This is a genomic window from uncultured Tenacibaculum sp., from assembly GCF_947494125.1.
GTDB lineage: Bacteria > Bacteroidota > Bacteroidia > Flavobacteriales > Flavobacteriaceae > Polaribacter.
Map to the genome: position 1 here is coordinate 47846 of NZ_CANLTU010000009.1, position 21318 is coordinate 69163.

Sequence of the window (21318 nt, forward strand, 5' to 3'; positions counted from 1 at the left end):
ACAAATCCACTTAATTATTCTTGTTGTTCATAGCTAATAAGAATAGTATCTTCTCCTTTAATAAGAATATTATTATTCGTTAAAATTTCTATGCTATAGTACCATGTAATTTCAAAATCGTTATTGTTAATTGAAATTGGTAGTGATTTTTCAGGAAACTCCGATTGATAGGTTAGTACAGTTTTCGGAGTGATTTTATTTTTAACTCCATTAAAGAAAGCTCTAGTAGTTGTAGATCTACTACTACCATTGTCATAAGTAACTTTTTCTTTCCCTATTAATTGACAGTTAATTTCTTTTATAATATTTGATCTTTTTTTTAGTTTTAGATTTACTTCATATGAGTTTTTATCTAAAACATTCAACTTATAATTGATTAAACCAACAGCTTGTGAAGGTCTAATTTTATAGTAATACACAATGCAAAAAAGTAAAGTATACAGGCCTAGGAAGGTATAAATTACTTCAATTGTTTCTATTGTATTGTAAAAAAATATGCAAAGCACTACTGAAGCAATTAACCCAATTAATAAAATATTATGCGCTTTTTTTAAACCAACTCTAATGCTGCCTTTATTTTTTTCAAATAGATAATTAGTATTACCTTTTATTATGGTAACAGGTGTTTCATTATAAAAATCGGGGCTAAAAAGGCCCTTTAGATAACCACCAATTTTGAAATTAGATAATTTTTCATCTCTTAAGAGTTTTTCACTTTCTTTTTTAATATCTACTTTAGTCTTTATTAGAATGGTTTGCGTTATATTATACCCATTGAAAGAAACATTGTAAGCAGGATTAAAAGTAAACTTAGAGGAGATAGTTTGTCCTCTGGCAATTCTTTTAAATTCATGGATAGTATTAGCTTCTAAAATGATTTCATCAGTTTCTCCTTTACCTTGATGCTTTAGAGCTAATTTAATTTGTATATTTTCTAATTCTAAATGTATAGGGCTGTTGTTTCTTACAAAAACTTCTCCTGTAATATTTTCATTTGCATGAAACTGTTCTTTGTCAAATGCTATTTTTATAGCTACAAAGCTTTTATAACTCATATAATTTTTTGTTTGGATTCAAGAAAAAGTTATACAAACACAATTGAACAGCACGTATATTATTGCCATAATCTTTTATCAAACTTTCGAGATATTCACGTTTAATTTTTGGCAATTTATTTTGAGGATCCAAAGAGGCTAATTCAATTCTGTATTGTACAATTTTTTTTAAAAATTCGATATCAATATCGAGTTTATTAAAATTTACTTTTTCATATAATTTACTTTTCGAAAAATAAGGAATTTTATGAGAGTAATGTGAACTAATAATTACTTTATTTTGATTCTTAAGTAATTGTAGTTTGTTTTGAATGGAAAGAAGTTGAAAGGAATCTATAATTAAAATACCTGGTACCACGTTTACGTATTGGTGCTTCTTCTTTTTTAATTTGACAAAAGTAGCATTGGGTAAGTGGTTAGAGTAAAGAGATTGTAAAAGAGTTGATTTACCTCTTCCTTTTTTACCATAAAACTCAACAAAACAAGAATCACTAGATTTTATTTTTTTGGTTAATCTTTCTAGATTAATTCTTTCGAAAGTAACTTGTAATAATTCTTGATCATTAAGATAAGAAAAAGGATTGTATTTTAAATTTAGTCTAGAGTAATGGTCAATTTCAAGCATAAATAACTAAAATATTTAAAAAGTTAATTGCTCTCTAACTTCCATTAAGGCATAACCTAATAGATTATCTCCTTGCCAATTATTAGGGTTTGTGATATTAGGGTTATCTGATGCCATCCCAATTCCCCATATAGGATCTACAGGACTAGCTTCAACAATAATTCGATCTTTTGTATTCAGTAAATATTCTTTTAAAGATTGGTTTTGAGAGAATTTAGCGTGGTTTGCCTGTAAAACAATATCAAACTTATGTTCATTCCATTGCTCAGGAGAAAAGTTTTTTACTTTTCGTCCTAGTTTTTTCACATTATGTGGATGTTTTACGCTAAGGATTTCTTGTAGAATCTCATCATCGTTAAATAAGCGAGCCTTTCCAGCCATCATATAATGTTCTGCAGTAGGATAGCTAATGCCTTCAATTTCAAATGAAGCTTCCCACCATTGACTAAAACAGCTCTTTCCAATACTCTCATCTTTGTTAGGTTGGTGTCCCCAAAAGTACAGGAACTTTAATGTCTCATTATTGTTAAAGCGTTCTATTATTTTTTCGTTTGTGTATTTCATAGTATAATTTTTATTTAGTCATTCCAATGAGGTACGAAGAAGGATTTTTTTATTATAAAGATTGCTTAGGTTGTTTACACTTCCTTGCAATGACATTTAATTTCTTCCTTTTTCATTAGGATATAAATCTTTTACAGGTTCGCTTTGCCAAAACTCTTTTGTGTCAATATCCATAATTGTTAATGGACCTGTAAATGCAGCTCCAGTATCTAAATTCCAGATGTTTATAGCATTTAAAGGTGTTGTACTACTATAATGAGTTGTAGGAGTATGACCAATATATATTTCTCGATAATGTTTTAACCTATTTGGATACAGTTCAGAATCTTTTTCAATTCTTTTATCCATAGTTAATGCCATTTCCCAAAGAGTTCTATCAAAATAATAATTCATTTTGAAGGTTTCTTTTTCTACCCCATGCATAGAAGTAAAACCAGCATGAATAAATAATTGATTTTTAGTATCTATATAATAAGGCTTCATTTGTTTAAAAAATGCCAAATGTTGTTGCTTTTTTTCTTCTGAAAAATTTAAGTAACTTTCTTTAGTTTCATTACCTCCGTGCATTTCCCAAACAACTTCACCTTCTCCTGTTCTTAACCAGTTTTGACACCATAAATCATGATTTCCTTTTATAAAAATACATTTATGTGTTTTTGATAATTCTATAAGAAATTCAATTACTTGTGCAGATTCACTCCAGCCATCAACATAATCTCCTAAAAAGATTAAAGTGTCTTTAGGAGTAATTTTAGCTTTTTCTAGTACTTGAGGTAAAGCTTTTAATCCACCATGAATATCTCCTATTACAAATGTTCTCATTTTAAATTCTTTTATACATTATATCAGTACGTAAAACATATTTTGTTCCTGACATTATTTCTTTTCCTTCATGTTTTAAACGATGTTTAAATACTAATGCAGTTCCTTGTTGTGGAGTAATAGTAAACATTTTTCTAAATTCAGTTTCACCACCTTCAAAATCATCATTTAAGTAAATAAGAAAAGAATATAAACTTTCTTCATTCAAATTTCTACGAAAGCTACCATCTATATGCATTTTAAATCTTTGTCCGGCTGAATACTTATAAACACGAAACATTTCGTTAAGTTCTAACGCTTTATAAAATCCAACTTTTTCAGGAATAAACTGTTTTAAATTATTCCAAAGTTTTTCAGCTAGTTTTTTATTGAAAAAAATATGACGATCATTATTTCTGATATTTTTATTCATTACTTGTTGACCATCAATAGAAATTTTTGCTTCTTCAAACTTTATGTTTTTATACAATTCTAAATATTCATTGCATTCGTCTGATGTAAAGAAATTTTCTATTGTAAAAACTTCAGGATGTAGCTCAATTTTTTTCATAGTTATTTGTTTTTAAAACTGAATAAAATGCGATGGTATATTGTCTGTTAGCCAAACCCCATTTTCTGAAAGATAAAACTTATATCCTTCTTTGTACATTTCATCAGTTCTAATAGTTAAAATTACTGGTTTTCCTCTTCTGCTTGCTACTTTTATAGCTGTTTCTTTATCTAGACTTAAATGAACATGCTGCCTATTCATTTTTTGTAAGCCAGTTTCTTTGATGGGTGCGATAAACTTTGCTACTGTTCCATGATATAAAAATGGAGGAGGAGTTTGTGTTTCAGTTAAAATCTCTACATCTTGTATAGAATGTCCTTGACTGGCTCTTATTTTTGTTTTGTCTTCATTAAAAGCAAAACGTTGTTTGTCGTTTGTTTTAACTATAAGTTCCAAATCTTCTTTTGAAAATAAGGTTCCTGCTTTTTTTGATTTATTGATAAGCTCCTCTACAATTGCCCAGCCATTTTTATCTAATGTTAAGTCAATTTTTTCTGGTTTATGTCTTAACAATAAACTTAAAAATTTACTGATCTTTTTTATTTCTTTTTCATTCATAGTTTTTAAATCTTTTAAACAAAATCGTACACAGTGGTAGAGATTTGATTTTTAGATAATTCTTTGATTATTAAAGGTTCTATTTTATCCCATGTTCCACCTGCTAAACCACAACCTATTCTTGGCATATGTATAGATGCTTCAAGCTCTTTTGTTTTGTTATGAACTTTTTTTAAACCCTCTTGTATTGCTTCATAACGAATCGGAGGATTACCATTTTCATCTTTTCTAACTTTATGCTGTCCAATAAGATTTGCAATCCAAAGATCTTTTTCTACTTGTACAAATTGAACAGCTCCTAAAGTAAAATTATCTTGAGAAGTATACCATTTTCGATATTCTTGCTCTGGAGCTTTCCATCTTTTAGAAATAGCCATAACAAATCCTTTTCCCCAACCACCTATGTCATTACATATATGTACAATGATTTTGTTTCCTTCTGCTTTAGGTTTTGTTGCATCTCCTTTAGTATACTGTATGTTATTCATAGCTAAGTAGTTTTTTATATATGTTATAATTTTCCTCATCAAAACAAATAAAAATAACTTCTTCTAAAATAGGGTTATCTTTAATTGTCTTTACAGCTATCTCAGCAGCTAAAAGCTTTGGGAAACGGTAAATTCCTGTACTAATGCATGGAAAAGAAATAGATGATAAACCATTTTCTTTAGCGAGTAGCATACTGTTTTCATAACACTTGGATAATAATTCTTTTTCTGTTTTTTTTCCGCCGTTATATACCGGACCAACTGTATGAATTACATACCTAGCGGGTAATTTACCAGCCCCAGTGATAACAGCTTCACCAGTTTTACATTTCCCTTGTTTATTTCTTATTTTTTGACATTCTTCTAAAATTGCATGTCCACTGGCTCTATGTATTGCTCCATCAACGCCACTACCTCCTAATAAACTAGAATTTGCTGCATTTACGATAGCATCAACTTTTATTTTTGTAATATCTCCTTTGATAAGTTTGATTATCATCACTTAGTAATTTCTTTATAAAAAACACTATTAAAAGCATTTATAAATTTTTCGTTTTTAGAATAAATAGCAAAAACAACATGTTTAAAATGGTTTTTAAATTTACCACTTAGATGTTTATGAAATAGAATAGCGATAGTTTTAGGGTCGTTTTGAAAAACTCCGCATCCCCAAGCACCTAGTATTAATGTTTCATAGTTTTCTTTAGCACATATAGATAACATTTTTTCAATTCTCAAATCCATGATGTCAGAAATAGAGCTTAACAAATGTTGTTCTTTTAATTTTATGACACCCTTATTTACAGCAGCAGAAGTGATAAAACCACAAGTAGTATAGTTTTGGATTAGGTTACCATTTCGATCTCTAAAAACAGGTATATTAGGACTATGAATCATGTCATCGGTATAAATACATGATTTCATATTTCTATGGGTATTGTAAAATTCATAAGCTTTTATTTGGCAGGCATATAAAGCTGAAGAAATGGCTAAACTTTCTTCTTGAGCTAAAGCACCGTTTAAAAAACCACCTCCTGGATTTTTAGCGGAAGCAAAATTTAAGCACATTATTTTGTTTTTGCTTTTCTTTGATAATCTTAATATACTACTAATTGAATCTTCTTGAACAATAGTGAATTCGGTTTTAGTATCGGTTTTAAAATTGATTGTTTCTTTTAAGTTATCTAATTCTTGTGATGTAAAATATCTAGTATCATTTACAGCTTTTTCAATTTCCTTACTTATTGTTACTTTATTATTGCTCGTGTCTAAATAAAAACCTTGCTCGATTATTTTTAGAGTTTCTTGCGCTTTTATTTTTCTTGTTGATTTTTTCATTGCAATCTTAATCTTTTGTTAATTTTGTTGTTTTTACTTAAATAAGGTTTTTCAACAGGAACAATTAACTTGTCTAAATTATTATTTAAAACATGCTGGTATTGTTCTTTTACAAAATTTGAAATGTCTTCAATTTCTATAATATCCTTAGTAGCATATTGAATAATTTCTTCATTTCTAATACCTAGTTGTATAGCTCTTCGGTCTAACTTGTTACCATAAGGATCGTGATCTGGATCCCATTGCAATCTTATTGAAGAATTTTTCACCTCTTCTTGCCATTTGTCCCAGTTTTCGTATACGTTTTCTTGAAAACTAGAATAGACAGCATTATTGAGATAACGTTCAAAAGCTTCTCGTTTTAAGTGTATTGCTAATACTACTTCTTGGCCTTCTTTTGTTCCCCAACCATTACGATACATCATCCATAAAAAGTTGGGTTTTATCCAGGTCATTCTCGTATATTTAAAAGGGCCTCCGAAGTATTGGTTCTTCATAGCAAAATTCCCAATAGCTGGACGGTACGATTGATACACAATCACTTTTTCATCATCATATTGAGCCATTATATGATGTCCTTCATGAGGCCACTTTTTTAGTTGATCTTTATATAGCTCTTTTTTTAATTTCATAGTTATTTATTAATTAATCGATTCAATAGAACTTGCTCACAATTTTTATGATTGATGGTTTTAAAACTATCTGTAGTAAAAATTTTGGAAAATACTTTTTCAAGTTTATCAAAACCATTATTGAATATTCCATGGCTAACTGCTAAGTATAAATTACCAGCATTCTTTGCTTTTAATTCTTGTGCTAGTCCTAAAAATGTACCTCCACCATCACAAATATCATCCACAATTAAACAATCTTTTCCTTGTAAATCGTCTGCATATACTTTAAATCCTGTAAGTTCTCCAGTTCTTACATTCCTGCTTTTTGAACCTTCTATAACTTCGTATTTCTGTAAATGTGCTGCTACTTTATAAATCTTCTTTAAAGCACCTCCATCTGGCGAAATCAACAATAAATCATCAGATAGTTGTTGAGTTATTTGTCTAATAAATGTATGATTGTCTATTACTTTGCAGTTATTTAATAATGCAGGTGTAACCTCTGAATGCGGATCGAATATTGTTACCGATTCATAGTTTTGTGCATTGATAATATCAGCATATACTTTTACTGATAAAGGTTCGCCAGTTTGCATTAATCTATCCTGTCTTGCTGCTGGAAAATAGGGAAGGAGTACTTTAATTTTTTTTATATCCATATTTTTAAGCGCATTGGTAGCTAACAATAGTATACCTAAATCATTAAATGACTGGATACGATGTGTTATAGTTACTTCCGAAACACCTTTTAAATCTGTTATGATTTTAATATGTGGTTCTCCTCCCGAGAAAGTAAAATAATTGTACTCTATGGTGTTAGTAATTCCGTATGGAGAAAAATGTTTGTCTAAATTTAAAATCATATTGCGTAATTTTGACGCAAATATAAAAAACATTTATAGTTGTAAAAAGTTTTTTGTGTTTTTTTTACGCAAACTTTATTTCGAAATGGAAACCGCTTTTTTGTAGTTCTTTATATTTTTGAGCATTGAACTTAAAAAGTTTGGCTGGTCTACCACTTGAGGGCTGGTGAATCTTATCAGTTTCTGTTAAAATACCGAAGCTTAATATTTTTTTTCTAAAGTTCCTTCTGTCTATTTTTCTATTCAAAATAGTTTGGTATAAGTGTTCTAAATCAGAAAAAGGAAATTCTTTTTTTAGCAACTCAAAACCTATTGGTTGGTAATTGATTTTACTTTTTAATCTTTTTAAAGCTATGCTTAAAATTTTATCATGATCAAAAGCTAATTCAGGTAACTCATTAATAGAAAACCATTGTACTTCATCAGCATCAGTATCGGCACTAATTTTAAAATTATTAGGACTTACCAGAGCAAAGTAGGTTACTGATACAACTCTGTTTCTTGGATCTCTTCCGGGGATTCCAAAGGTGTATAACTGCTCTAAATAATCAATAGTTACTCCAGTTTCTTCTTGTAATTCTCTTTGAACTGCATCTTCTAAAGATTCATTTTCTAAAACTAAACCTCCAGGAAGTGCCCAACTGCCTTTAAAAGGCTCAACACCTCTTTTTATTAATAATACGGAAAGTTCTTTTTGTTCGTAACCAAAAACAACAGCATCTACGGCAACTTTTATATTTTGTGGAATCTTCATTTAGTGTTGATTTTACACAAAATTACAAAAACTTTGTGTAAATAATGGTAGATATTAAGAGGTATGAGAATCTTTTTAACTTGACTCTTCACGGCTTTTTAGCCATTTTTTATATGTTGGATAATTCTTTCCAAGGCATTTTTCAATGTCTCCCTTTGACTGTGAAATAAAAAAACATTAAAAACTTATTGTAAATACACCACATTTATTATACGAATTATAATTTGATTATTATTAATCAGCATTGTCTTCAAGCCTTAACTCTTTCCACTTATAATTACCTTTATTCATAATGGCTTGATATTCCTTATGAATTTCGTTTATCATATTTTGATTATTTTTATCATCATCACTTAGAAGCCTCAATTTTAATAAAAGTGCTTTTAAGTTATTTTTAGAATCACCATAATAAACCCAAAGTTGTTTGTGGTTATAAAAGCCATCCCAAGCTGCTAAAACTGTACTTAAGGCACTAAAAAATAAGGTAACTACTTTTAAAGTAGAACTCCATTCTTTGGGTATATCCCCACCAATTGCTACGAGAAATGTTACTAGTGCTGATGAAATTGAAATACCAATATAAATTCTAAACGATTTTTTTTTATTTTGAATACTTGAGTTTGTGGTTTTCTCTATCATTTTTGAAATTTCTTCTTGTAAAATTTCAAATTTAGTTAAGGGGCTTTTGGTCATAGTTAGTTGATTCTTTTTTCAAACTTATTTAAAAAAAGAAAAACAACAAAATAAAAAGTAATTAATGACAAATCTTACAATCATCCTTATCTTGAATTTCTCCTACTAATTTCCCTTCTTCATTTAATACAAAACCACAACAGTCCATAAAACCTTTAGCTATTAGTTTACGTGCTCGTTGTATTTGCGATTTAGTTGTAGGTAAACTTTGTTTTAATGTATCAGCTACCTCTTGTTGTTTTAAGCCTTTAATGTCCGATAAAAATAAAGGATCTCTATATTTTTTTGGTAAGCTTTGTAAAATACCACGCAAACAATCTTTTTCTGTATGTGCGTTTTCTTCTATGGTAGTTTCTGTTTCAAAACTAGCCAATTCAAATGTTTGGTTGGTGTTCTTAAAATAATCCATTATTGAATTTCGAGCAATAGTAAAAATCCAAGGTTTTAGTTTTGTTATATCTTTTAAAGTATGCAGTTTAGTGTGCACTTTAATAAAAGTGTCTTGCAAAAGATCGTCTGTAACAGTAATGTCTTTTACTTTACTTAAAATAAAAAACTTAACGTCATCTGCATATTTTGTCCAAACCTGATTTGTAGTCATACTATAAATTTACAAAAAATGTCATTACGAAGCTTAAAAGCATTTTTTGATTTATCAAAATTACTTCGTGCTTCGTAATGACAGTTAACATATATTTTTAACAATTGCAATTGTTACAAGAGCAGTTCTCACATGTGCAATTTGCACAATTTCCTGTTTTACATCCATCGCAATTACAAGTACATTGATTTTTATATTCCATAATCATTAATTTTAAGTTCATATAGTAGACTTTTTAATGTTTAAAAAGATGCATTTATTTCGAAAAATATTTTTGTAATTCTTTTCTTATGGGAATAGGTTTAATGGGAGAAATGTTTGCTCCACCTGTATTTCCTTTTGGTACCCAGATATTTGTAAAAAATAAGGAAGCAAGAATTCGAGTAATTTGCCCAAGTATTTCTTTTATGTTTTTAGTTTTTATTCCATAGATTAACATATATATATGAGATAAAGTATGTCTATATAAATGCTTTTGCCCTAGTATATGAGCATTTTCTAAATGATAAAAAGACACTCTAAAACTATTGTTTTTAAGTGCCTTTTTATAAAGTGTTATTTGATTGTAAAACTCTTGCTTGCGTTGAAGTTTAGTCATGATTTTTAACAATCAGACTTATTTTTAAACAAAAAGATTCGTTTTTAATTTACTTTTTCTCCATTTACATAAGTAGCTAGTACCTTTGTATTTGGTATTTTATCTCCATCAACAGTCATAATATCATTTTCTAGAATGATAAAATCTGCAACTTTTCCTACTTCAATACTACCTTTTTCATTTTCCTCGAAATTAGCATAAGCATTCCAAATAGTCATTCCTTTTAACGCATTCTCTCGAGATAAAGCATTGTTCATTTGATAACCGTTTTCTGGATATCCTTTTAAATCTTTTCTAATAGTTGCTGCATAATAAGTGTATAATGGGCTTACATGCTCTATCGGAAAGTCAGTTCCTAAAGCAATTTTACCGTATTCTTTTAGTAAATCGTTATAAGCATAAGCTCCTTTTATTCTTTCAGCTCCTACACGATCTTCAGCCCAATACATGTCACTTGTAGCATGTGTTGGTTGTATAGATGGTAGAACGTTTTTAAAGAAATGAAAATCTTTTAAATCGACTATTTGTGCATGTTCTATACGCCAACGACGGTCTTTTTTGTTTTTTAAAACATTATCGTAAGTTTTTAGCATTACATAATTAGCAGAATCACCAATTGCATGTGTGTTCATTTGATATTCAGATGCTGCAATACGTTTTGCTAAATCTTGTAAATTACTATAAGAATTAACTAAAGCTCCAAAATGTCCTTTTTTATCAGAATATTCATCTTTTAAAGTTGCCCCTCTTGAACCTAAAGCCCCGTCTGAATATACTTTTACTGAGCGTACATTTAAACGTTCTGTTTTTACAATTCCTTTATTAAGGTAATAATCAAGGTTTTTTTTGTTATTAGAAATCATTGCGTAAATACGCATTTTTAAATCTCCAGTTTGTTGTAAGCTATCTATTAATTCAATTGTTTGCTTATCTAAACCAGCATCGTCTACGGTTGTTAAGCCTAAATCGAAACAAATTTTTTGAGCATCTTTTAAAGCTTGAATTTGCTCTTTTTTTGATGGTTGCGGAACTTTAATAAAGCTCATGGCATTGTCTATTAAAACTCCGGTAAGTTTCCCATCCTTTTTTAGAAATTCTCCACCTTCAATTTTAGATTCTAAAGTAATCCCTGCTAAATCAATTGCTGTTTGATTTACTAACATTGCGTGTCCGTCTATTCTACGAACTGCTACTGGGATATTAGGAAATAGGTGATCTAATTTTTCTTTAGTAGGAAACTCCTTTTCTTCCCAGTCGTTTTGATCCCATCCACGTCCAGTTATAAATAATGTGTTTTTTTCTTTTTGAAATTCAACTAATTTTTGAAGTACTTCATTGTAACTTTTTGTACCTACTAAATTTACTTTTTGTTGTTGTAAACCCAATCCGTAAAAATGACAATGTGCATCTATAAAACCAGGATATATAGGGTTGTTTTTTGCATCGATAGTTTTTAAAGTAGCATACTTTTTTTGAATTTCATTATTATCTCCTACTGCAATAAATTTACCGTCTTTTATGGCGAAACTTTCAGCTTTGTCAAAGTTAGAGTTTACGGTATATGCATTTGCATTAATAACTATTAAATCTGCTTTTTCTTGTTTTTTGCAAGAGAATAAGAAACTTAAAGCGAGTAGGGGGAGTAGTTTTTTTTTCATTGGTTTATTTAAATTAAATAGATAAAAAACCAAATGTATTTAAACTAAATTAAAAAAAGGAAAACTAGCACTAGTTTTCCTTTTTTTAATTTAAAGCCTTATTTGTTAACTGCTTTTAAAGCAGCATCAAAAGCTGGATCTATATAAGTTGTTGTTAATTGATCAACTTGTTCCTGAGTAGGAATAACTTTTACATTTGGTGCAACTCCTATAGATTCAACAATTTTTCCATTACTGTCTTTAAACGCCATTAAAGGCATATAAAAGGATAAATAACCATTATCTGATGTATTACCTCCGTTAAAATCGTCTTGACCTCCTAAACCTGCAGTACCTCCACCGCTATTGTCTCCAACTATGGTTACATGATCTCCTTGTGATTTAATCATCATAGTACTAATTTCAGACATACTAAAAGAATCTTCATCAAGTATAATGGCTATAGGGACATTTTGTTTAAGTGCAAATTTATGAGGTTTTGTTTCTACAGATACCCATGGACTGTAATTAAATCTTCCGTTTCCTTCTTTTGTTCTTTGATACCCCCAATTTTTTTGTTGGGTTATAAATCTTTCTGTAAAAATTCGTGCATCAATTACATACCCACCTCCATTACCACGTAAGTCTAAAATTATTTTTTTAGCCTTGCCATTTGTAATAGGATTGTATAACTTATTATAAATATCGAGAGGATAATTTGTTGATATATTATTTAATAGTACATCAAAATCATCAGAGAAAGTCCAAATGAAAAATTTAATAGAACTAGTAAACCCAGATAATTTTTTATAGTTTTCTATACGTTTGTTATAGATTTCATAAAGTATATTAACAGCTTCTTTTTGAGCATATGTAGTACTAGGATTATTGTAATATAAAGATAGCGTAGAGAATAGACTTGCGTGTTTAGTATTAAAATTACTTTTAGTAAGTTTTGTGAAATTTTCTAGAGGAGTTAAACTTGTTTGAAAGTTGTTTATTAGTTCTGTATTTTTAAAACTATTAAGAGATTCTATATAATTTTTATATTCATTAGAATTAATAATTGTACTTATTAACGTTTTAAAAGTAGTTAAGTTATCTTTTATTAAATTTTCAAAATCTTTACCTGCCTTATTGTCTAACTTTTTTAAATCTTCAAAATATGATTGATTAATTCCAGAAATATTACTTATGTCTTCTAATAAAGGAAAAGAGTTGTCAGTAAGGCTATTAGGGTATACTGTAAATTGAGTTAGTTGAATATATAAGGTTTCTGGATCATTTTTTAAGAAGCCAGCTAAAAAAGGGCCGCTTTTAAATATGGTAGTGGGGTCTAGTTTTTCATTGCTCATAACCAAACTTACATTACCTTTACTAACTTTTGGATTTCTTTGGTTTCTTCCAAAATTAATAAAACCATCCTCTTCTGTGTATTTGTATTTCATGTTACTAGAAAAGGATGCACTAATAGTAGCATTACGGTTTGGTAATGTAATACTAGGTAAAGGTATTGACACATTTAACCCAAAATGTTGGTCTAAAATTTTTCCAGTAATAATTTCAGCAAAATATTTAAATGCTAAATTAGCTTCTTTTTCGGCTTGATTTGCATCAACATTAGCTTTATTAAAAGTTGTTAAGTTTTTAAATTTTGGGCTGTATTTTTTATAAACATCGTCCCAATTTTCTTTTTCTTCGTTAAAGTAATTGTAATCGTTATTCATAGTATCCCAGAAAGTGTCGAAAAGATCAGAATAACTGGTTACACCAGTTCTGTTTAACTCTGCTATTTCTAAAGAATCTTCTCTACACGATTGAAGCATGTATAATGATATAATTGTTATAAATATTAGTAATATGTATTTGATTTTTTTCATAATATTTAATTTTAAAAGTTGTAAGATATTCCCATACCATAATTAGAAGTGGTGTAATAATAGTTAGATGCTTTTCTTAATTGTTGTTTTTGATTATCAGATAAACCATACATAAAAGAGTATTCAATAAAAACACCTAAGTTTTTATAGATTTTGTAATCAACCCTGGTTTCAGCTTGTAAACCATAATCTACTCTGTTAAATTGATTCTCATTCTTGTCAAAATCATAAGAATCTATTACTGTTTTTTGAGGAAATCCGTCAAAATCAAATTCTGCAAAAACGTAAACTGTACTTTCTCTTTCTAATGAATTCCACCAACCTACATAAGTTCCTGCAAAAATTTCAAAGTTAAATTTTGTGTTTTTTAAAGCTTTATGTAATGGTTGTATTCCTACCATTACTGGAATGTTAAAATACCTTGATTTATGAAGAGTATAAATACCTTCGCGAGTACCTGTTCTTTGGTACTTATAGTTTTTGTTAAGGTATGTTATTCCTGTTTGGATGCTAATATGTTTGTAAATTTTAAAATTGAATCCAGCTTTAAAATAATTTCCACTCTCATCTACATATTCAGTATTTACTCTATTAGTGGCACTGTAAGTAATGTCATTGTTATTTAGTCCTCCAGAAAGGCTAATTCTAAATTTATTTTGAGCACTACTAGAAAAACTGGTTATTAAGATTATAAAAAGAATTCCTAATACTTTAGGAATTATAGAGAGGCTTCTCTCATGCATTTCTTGTTTTTTCATTAGTTTTAATGTTAAGATTAATAAACACGTACAATGACAATGTACGTGGGACTGATAGTAGCTTTTTAATAAATATGAATCACGATGTATGTGTTAAATCTAGTCATAATGAATGTTTTTATATGTAGTAAATTAATTAACGGTAGCTTTTATTCAATTAACGGTTATGAATATTGAATAAACGGAGAATTAAATTTATTTTAAGTTCTATTACTTAAATATACTTGTCTTCCAAGAAGCTAAGAATAGATTATTCTTATGTGATTTAAATATTGACTTGTAAACAAAAAAAATAAAAGAGAAGTTTTTCTATTAATGAGATTTAATAATGATAAATATTATTAAAATGCTGGCTGTGTAATAAAGGAGGTGCAGGAGAAGAATGTAATTAATATTATAATAGAATGTGAATTTTATAATGAATTGAAAAAATAAAAACTACACTCAAAACAAAAGTTTTAAATGTAGTTTTTTGATGATTTTCAAGAAAAATGAAATTCTAATATTTAGAATGTAGTTAAGTTGTTAAGGTTTTAATGTTTCGTTATTGTATAAATATTTATCCATTAAATATACAATGCTAGTCATTGAAGCACTTCCTAACTCTAACTCACGTTTATTTACTTTGTCAAAGGTGTCAGAAGCTGCATGATGATAATCGAAATAACGTTGAGAATCCGGACGATAACCTACTAAAGTTACATGATCGTCTTTTAACGGACCTATGTCTGCTCCGCTACCCCCTTGTGTAATATCGTGTAAACCATAAGGAGCTAATAATTTTTTCCAGCTCTGTAGTAGTTTTCTGTTTTTATCATTTGCATCAATAGAGAAACCTCTAGGTGTATGACCTCCAGCATCAGACTCTAATGCACCAATATGAATTTCATTATTTTGTTTTGCTAAACGAGCATATTCTGTAGCTCCTCTTAAACCATTTTCTTCATTCATAAAGAATACAATTCGTATGGTGTTTTTAGGTTTAATATTGTTCTTTTTTAATAAATAGGCTACTTCTAAAGATTGTACAACACCGGTTCCATCATCGTGAGCGCCTTCACCTAAATCCCAAGAATCTAAATGCCCGCCAATAACCATAATTTTATCAGGATTTTCACTTCCTTTAATTTCTCCAACTACATTATGTGATGGTGCATCTGGTAGTGTTTTACAACTTTGTTTGAAATAAAATTTTAGGCTTGGGTTTTCTTTTAAATGTTTGCTTAAATTCTCTGCTGCTCTAGAACTAATTGCTGCTGCAGGAATGTATTCTGATTTAGGAATTTCTCCGTAGCCCATAGATCCTGTATGAGGATAGTCGTCAATTCCATTAGTCATTGAACGAACAATTACTCCTTTGGCTCCAAACTTACCAACAATAGATGCTCCTCCGTAACGTTGACCTACACAGCCTCCATAAGCTCTAAATGTTTGGATTAAAGTATTATCAAAAGCTCCGTTAAAGAAAACTATTTTACCATTTGCTTTATCTCCTAAACTTTTTGCTTCTTCTGTGCTTTTTACTTCAATTATTTCTGCTGTAATTCCGTTATTAGGAGTTGCAATTGAACCTCCTAAAGCACAAATAGGTACATTTATTTCTTGTCCATTAAAAGTATAATTTGCAATTTCTTTTTCGCCACGTACCCAATGAGGAACCATGATAGGTTGTAACCAAACTGAGTCTAAGCCAACTTTTTTCATTAGTTGTTCGCTCCAAATAACCGATTTTTCTGCTCCTTCAGAACCCGATAACCTGCTACCAATATTTTGTGTTAAATCACGTAGCCATTCATATGATTTTCCTTCAGTTAAAGCTGTATTGAAAATGTGTTTAATTTGAGTTGAATCTATTTTTTCTTCAGTAGATAAATCTTGAGTTATTGCAACATTTTCCTTTTTTTCTGTTTTACAAGAAATTACAAATAGTCCAGAAATTAATAGTAGCGATAGTTTTTTCATTTATGACACCTTTTTAAGTGCCATAAATGTAAGTTTTATATTTTAAAATATTAAAAAATAGAATCAAACTTCCAAGTTAAACCTCCCATTGCTTGAAATCCTTGAACGTTAAAGTTATTAAATCTTTGATAGCTGTTATTTAATACGTTATTAAGATTTAAAAAAACCGAAAAAGAGTCGCTAAAATGATACCCACCGTTAAAGTTTACATCAAAATAGCTTTTTAAATTAATTGTATTTGGAGGTAGAATAGATGGAAGTACTTCGTATTCTTTTCCTTTTCGTTCTCCTACAAAGAAAAAATTAGCACCAGCAAACCATTTTTCTGTTTTATAAGTTCCAAAGATTTCCCCTTTCATTTTTGGAGTATTCCAAGCTTCTTGTTGGTTTGTTAGTGTAAATGAATTGAATTGTCCATTTAACCCTACAGTTAAATTTTTTATACCGTCAAAAGCAACTTCTCCAAAGAAATTTAGTAATTTAATGTCATCATATACAGTTGTAAAAGAATTCCCATATTCGTAACCGGAAAAAGTAAAAGCATTACTCCCTGCAGTGTTACTACCATTTGATTTCGATTGATTTAATGTGAAAAATGGGTTGTTTTCTATGTCTGAATAGCTAGCTTTAAAATTGTAACTAAATTGAGAATCTAACTTTCCTTTAATACCACCATAAACGGCATATTTTTTATTAGTTTGTAATAAATTTTGCGTTGGAGATATGTAAGGGTTTTGTTCTGAAATAGATTGATATGAATTTGTTTCTAAATCACCAGAAGCACCAACAAATACATTTGCAAAATCGTTTACAATAGGATAAGAAATTTCTACATCAGGATATATTAAAAAATTATTATTGCTGTTTTCTAAATCTAAAGAAAAATATGCTTTAGCTCCAATTTTAATTGCTAAATCTTGTACATTAAATTTATAAGATGGATGTGCGCCAAAAACAAAAAAACTATGTTTTAATTGGTTTTGAGAGTCATAAGACTTTTCAAATTTAGTTCCTAAATAACTTAAAGTGGTATTTATTGATAAATCATTTAATTGACGATTGAAACCATCTAATGGAAATTTAAATAATGCATTTGCATCTATGAAAAATTCATTACTACTCAAAGCATCTGAAAAGTAGGTAACTGAACCACTTCCTTCAACTAAATAAGAGTCGTCAAATTTAATGGTACCAAAAACTTTAAAATTATTATAAGCTTGTTCTTCTTCTATAGCACTTATTGTTGCTTCGGTAAAATTAATGTTACTAGGTAAACCATACCAATTGTATTTATCACGAGCAGCTTTTATACCAGCTTTCCAGTTGTAATAACGCTCTTGTTGTGAATAAAACAAGTTAAGACTTGCATTGTAATAGGTGCTGCTTAGCTGTGTGTTTTCAACAGGGTCTGCCGAAAGTAAAAACTTAAAATGGACTCCATATTCACTATCATAACTTTCATTTCGTCTTATATAAGTTTCAAGATATGGTGTAATTTTATTTCCTAAACCTAAAGAAAAATAGTTTGGATATAGCCTTTCTCGTTTACCCAAATTTATTTTTTTCATGGTTCCACTTTTAGGTATAAAAGTAGAAGCAACAGGAACAGAAAATATTTGATATTTAAGTTCTTTCTTTTGAGTTTCTTTAGTGTGTTGTATTATTGGTTTTTGCTTTATTTTAAAAGCATCCGTAATTTTTGGAACGTAAGAAGTAACTACATTAACTACTTCTGTTTTAATTATAGTGTCTTTAGCTTTTTCGGTTGTTTTTTTCTCCTGCGCATTTGCAATTGATATTACAAATAAAATAAGTAAACCTAGGTGCTTTTTCATCGATCTAATCATTGAACTTTCTTTTGTTGTTAACAAATTTTAGTTTTGGGTAGTTACTGATTCGTTTGTTTTTGCTTCTTTATTTTTAATATTACTAAGCTCATTTTTAGCCTCTTCTGTTACATCTTTGTATTGCGTGAAGTTTTTAATAATATTTTCTAGAATATAAGTTGCTTGATAAGCATCTTTTAAAGCGTAGTAATTTTTGGCCATAACAATATAACTTTTTACCCCCCAATATTTATAAGATGAGTAATTTGCTATTAAATCTTGTACAGCTTTATTAGAAGTTTCGTAATCTTTATTTTCATTTAAAAAGAAAGCATTATAATATAAACTTTCAGCTTTTAAAGCTCCGGTTGCTTTTTTACTAACTTCATTAAAAAATTCTTCAGCAGTTAAAAAATCATTCGTTTTAAAAGCAGAGCGAGCTATTATTACTTTGGCGTCTTCAATAATGTTAGCATCAATTTTACCATTACTTAAAACTTTCTCTGCATATGTAATTGCATTTGAATAATCTTCTTTTTTGTAGTAGCCTTTCATTAAATTACTTTGTGCAAAAATAATGTTTTGAGGGTAGTTAGCTTCTTTTTCTAGTTGCTCTAAAACTAACATTCCTGAATTCCAGTTTTCTTCTTCTAAATAAATGTTAGCAAGCTTTGTTAGCGATTCCTCTGTGAATTCACTTTTATTTTGACTAATCACATAAGTGTAATGTGGAACAGCATTTTTAAACTGATTTATATTGTTATATGATTGCGCTACATAAAAATGAGCTTTTAGAGCATGAGCACCAGAAGGAAATGCTTGCAGGTATTTATTAAACCCTTCTACAGCCTTTGTGTTATTATTGTCTAAAAATTTATTTTCTGCAGATTGGTATGTTGCATTGTCAAGTTCCGCATTTGTAACATTTACAAATTTTACACCTTTAACCCAAGCAGCATATTCGTCAACTTTACCTATATCTATGTATACATTTTTAACATTAGTAACAGCTTGTTTTGCTTCTTTTGAGTTTGGATGTTTTGCAACAATTTCTTTATACTTTTCTAAAGCTTTTTTATTGTTATTATTATTGTAAAATAATAATCCTTGGCGTAAAAGTACATTAGGTATATAATTACTATTTGTGTGTTTTGATAATAATTGATTGAAGGTTTTTTGAGCTTCTGTTGAATTATTTGTAGTTGTGTATGTTGTTGCTAATTGGAATAATGCGTCATCTTGCAATTGAGAATCAGTATAATTATTTATTAATGTTTTTAAGCTTTGAATTTTTGTTTCGTTCTCACCCATAAACCCATTACTCATTGCTGTTTGATATTGAGCATAATCTGAACCGACACCACCTTCTTGAATTACCTTATTGTATGATTCAATGGCATCAGCGTATTTTTTCGAAGCATAATAAGAATCTCCTAAACGGTTAGAAGCATCATCATTTAAATCATTGTCATTTAATTTTGCACTTAGAAATTGTTGAAAATGATTAGCTGCATTTTCGTAGTCTTTAAGTTTAAAATAAGTATAGGCGATGTTGTAATCTAATTTTTTTGTTTCTTCAATTTCTTTATTTGTGACTAATAAAAAGCTAGCTAGAGCTTCTTTATAGTTACCTAGTAAATAATCTGTTTCAGCCAGCCAAAAAGTTCCTTTGTTACTAACAATAGTGTTATCTGCTAAAGTTGCATTTGAAAAATATGGCTTAGCTTCTTTTAATTTACTTTCATTGAATAATTGAATACCTCTGTATAGTGATACTTCATTCGCTAGATTTTTATTTTCAGGAGATTTAGACTCGTTTAAATAATCCAAAGCTCCTTGGTAATCTTGCTGGTGTAAATAAGAAGTAATTAATAACTCATTTATTTCAGCAGTATTTGGAGATTTAGGGTATTTAGCTATAAAACCTTTTAATACGTCAGGAACGTTCTCGTATGGATTTCCTTGTTCGTAGCTTAATTTAGCATAGTTAAATAAAGCACTTTCAGTTATTTTTAAATCAAAATCCATTTCGCTAGCATTTCTAAATGCATTTAAAGCTTCTGGTTTTTTCTCAAGTTCTAAATAACATTCACCTAAATGATAGTAAGCATTTTGGGCAACCTTATTGTTACCTCCTATAATTTTATTAAAATTACCAATAGCTTTTTCATAATCTTTTTGCTTGTAATAAGCATAGCCTAAGTAATAATAATCGGTATTAGTCCATTTCCCTTTTTTTCCTTTATAAGCTTTTAAAAATGGTATAGCTAGATCGTATTTTTTTAAATTGAAATAACTCTCACCCATTATTTTTGAAATTTGAGAGATTTCTTTTTGTTCTTTCGTGTTTTTTAGAAGTTTTTCACCAATTTGTACTGACTTATCAAAACGACCAGCTTTAAAACTAATATCTAAAATATAGTAATTTGCTTTTGCCTGATAAGTAGCATCATTTGCTAACTGGCTTAAATTATCTTCAGCTTCACCAAAGTTTTCTTGTTTATAGGCTACATATCCATAGTAGTAGCGAGCATCGTTACCATAAATTGGGTTTCCAAGTAAGGTTTTAAAACGAGATTTTGCATCTTTTAAATAATTTGAAGCTAAAAGAGCATATCCCATTTTATAATTTAATTCATTTCTTTCAGGTTGCGTTAAAAGCTTTTCATTTACTTTTTGATACCATTTTAATGCATGAGCAGCTTTTCTATTTGCAAAATAGTAATTACCAACATTTAAAAAAGCTTTCTCTTTTTTGTTGTTATAGGGATAGTTTTTTACAAACTCAAGTACTTTTTCATCTGCATTATCTTGTACTAATTTTATAGCACACATAGCATCATAATAATCAGCATCAGCCTTACGATTCTTGTGTTGCTCAGAATTTAGAGAGACTTTTGTGAACAGTTCTTGTGCAGCAGCATAAGCTTTGTTATTGTATAGTTTTATTGCTTTGTGAAAATTGGAAGCAATGTCGGAATTAATAGCTGATTTTTGAGCTATTACAGATGTTGAAAAGGCTAATAGAAGTAATAAGTAGCAACTTTTTTTATAACAAATAAATCTCATATTCTTTAGTTATCTAAGTAGTATAACGTTAGTTTTTTATTTTTGTTGGAAGACTTTTTATCA

21 protein-coding genes are annotated in these 21318 nt (G+C 29.0%); all 21 read right to left on the bottom strand.

Annotated elements, in window-relative coordinates:
- Positions 1 to 14: 14 nt before the first annotated feature.
- Positions 15 to 1055, bottom strand: a complete 1041-nt coding sequence (locus Q0881_RS13655) for a hypothetical protein (RefSeq protein WP_299161316.1) — start codon at positions 1053 to 1055, stop codon at positions 15 to 17.
- On the bottom strand, positions 1045 to 1680 hold the full coding sequence (locus Q0881_RS13660; protein ID WP_299161318.1) for a hypothetical protein: 636 nt from the start codon (positions 1678 to 1680) through the stop codon (positions 1045 to 1047). Before Q0881_RS13660 ends, Q0881_RS13655 begins: the two co-directional genes overlap by 11 nt.
- Positions 1681 to 1695: 15 nt before the next feature.
- Positions 1696 to 2244, bottom strand: coding sequence for an NADAR family protein (locus Q0881_RS13665; RefSeq protein ID WP_299161321.1), 549 nt, complete (start codon positions 2242 to 2244; stop codon positions 1696 to 1698).
- 96 nt (positions 2245 to 2340) lie between these two features.
- Positions 2341 to 3066, bottom strand: coding sequence for a metallophosphoesterase family protein (locus Q0881_RS13670; RefSeq protein WP_299161323.1), 726 nt, complete (start codon positions 3064 to 3066; stop codon positions 2341 to 2343).
- A gap of 1 nt (position 3067) precedes the next feature.
- Entirely contained in the window at positions 3068 to 3616 is a 549-nt protein-coding gene (locus tag Q0881_RS13675) for a 2OG-Fe(II) oxygenase (RefSeq protein ID WP_299161325.1), read from the bottom strand.
- A gap of 12 nt (positions 3617 to 3628) precedes the next feature.
- Positions 3629 to 4174, bottom strand: a complete 546-nt coding sequence (locus Q0881_RS13680; protein WP_299161327.1) for an RNA 2'-phosphotransferase — start codon at positions 4172 to 4174, stop codon at positions 3629 to 3631.
- Positions 4175 to 4188: 14 nt separating this feature from the next.
- The gene (locus Q0881_RS13685) at positions 4189 to 4662 is read right to left on the bottom strand and encodes a macro domain-containing protein (RefSeq protein WP_299161330.1); all 474 of its coding nucleotides are present in this window, start codon (positions 4660 to 4662) and stop codon (positions 4189 to 4191) included.
- Positions 4655 to 5161, bottom strand: a complete 507-nt coding sequence (locus tag Q0881_RS13690) for an O-acetyl-ADP-ribose deacetylase (RefSeq protein WP_299161333.1) — start codon at positions 5159 to 5161, stop codon at positions 4655 to 4657. The genes Q0881_RS13685 and Q0881_RS13690 overlap by 8 nt, the downstream gene beginning before the upstream one ends.
- Positions 5161 to 6000 carry a TIGR02452 family protein gene (locus Q0881_RS13695; protein WP_299161336.1) on the bottom strand — a complete coding sequence of 280 codons (840 nt, stop codon included), beginning with the start codon at positions 5998 to 6000 and terminating at the stop codon, positions 5161 to 5163. The genes Q0881_RS13690 and Q0881_RS13695 overlap by 1 nt, the downstream gene beginning before the upstream one ends.
- Positions 5997 to 6632: a DUF4291 domain-containing protein gene (locus tag Q0881_RS13700; protein WP_299161338.1), complete on the bottom strand. Its 636-nt coding sequence runs from the start codon at positions 6630 to 6632 to the stop codon at positions 5997 to 5999. The genes Q0881_RS13695 and Q0881_RS13700 overlap by 4 nt, the downstream gene beginning before the upstream one ends.
- 2 nt (positions 6633 to 6634) lie before the next feature.
- Entirely contained in the window at positions 6635 to 7477 is an 843-nt protein-coding gene (prs, locus tag Q0881_RS13705; RefSeq protein WP_299161340.1) for a ribose-phosphate diphosphokinase, read from the bottom strand.
- A 64-nt stretch (positions 7478 to 7541) separates the two neighbouring features.
- Positions 7542 to 8231 (bottom strand): NUDIX domain-containing protein, encoded by a 690-nt coding sequence (locus Q0881_RS13710; protein ID WP_299161342.1) that lies wholly within the window; start codon positions 8229 to 8231, stop codon positions 7542 to 7544.
- A 234-nt stretch (positions 8232 to 8465) separates the two neighbouring features.
- Complete coding sequence (locus tag Q0881_RS13715) at positions 8466 to 8924, bottom strand: SLATT domain-containing protein (RefSeq protein ID WP_299161345.1); 459 nt, start codon at positions 8922 to 8924, stop codon at positions 8466 to 8468.
- A 61-nt stretch (positions 8925 to 8985) separates the two neighbouring features.
- Positions 8986 to 9525 (bottom strand): sigma-70 family RNA polymerase sigma factor, encoded by a 540-nt coding sequence (locus tag Q0881_RS13720; protein ID WP_299161347.1) that lies wholly within the window; start codon positions 9523 to 9525, stop codon positions 8986 to 8988.
- Positions 9526 to 9781: 256 nt separating this feature from the next.
- Positions 9782 to 10123: a DUF3703 domain-containing protein gene (locus Q0881_RS13725; protein WP_299161349.1), complete on the bottom strand. Its 342-nt coding sequence runs from the start codon at positions 10121 to 10123 to the stop codon at positions 9782 to 9784.
- A gap of 44 nt (positions 10124 to 10167) precedes the next feature.
- The gene (locus Q0881_RS13730; protein WP_299161351.1) at positions 10168 to 11781 is read right to left on the bottom strand and encodes an amidohydrolase family protein; all 1614 of its coding nucleotides are present in this window, start codon (positions 11779 to 11781) and stop codon (positions 10168 to 10170) included.
- A gap of 98 nt (positions 11782 to 11879) precedes the next feature.
- A complete protein-coding gene (locus Q0881_RS13735) occupies positions 11880 to 13640 on the bottom strand; it encodes a S41 family peptidase (RefSeq protein ID WP_299161354.1) in 1761 nt (586 codons plus the stop codon).
- A gap of 11 nt (positions 13641 to 13651) precedes the next feature.
- On the bottom strand, positions 13652 to 14398 hold the full coding sequence (locus tag Q0881_RS13740) for an outer membrane beta-barrel protein (RefSeq protein WP_299161357.1): 747 nt from the start codon (positions 14396 to 14398) through the stop codon (positions 13652 to 13654).
- A 525-nt stretch (positions 14399 to 14923) separates the two neighbouring features.
- Positions 14924 to 16360 carry a M20/M25/M40 family metallo-hydrolase gene (locus tag Q0881_RS13745; RefSeq protein WP_299161360.1) on the bottom strand — a complete coding sequence of 479 codons (1437 nt, stop codon included), beginning with the start codon at positions 16358 to 16360 and terminating at the stop codon, positions 14924 to 14926.
- Between the two features lie 50 nt (positions 16361 to 16410).
- Entirely contained in the window at positions 16411 to 18195 is a 1785-nt protein-coding gene (locus Q0881_RS13750; protein ID WP_299161363.1) for a hypothetical protein, read from the bottom strand.
- A gap of 39 nt (positions 18196 to 18234) precedes the next feature.
- Positions 18235 to 21255, bottom strand: a complete 3021-nt coding sequence (locus Q0881_RS13755; RefSeq protein WP_299161366.1) for a tetratricopeptide repeat protein — start codon at positions 21253 to 21255, stop codon at positions 18235 to 18237.
- Positions 21256 to 21318 lie beyond the last annotated feature (63 nt).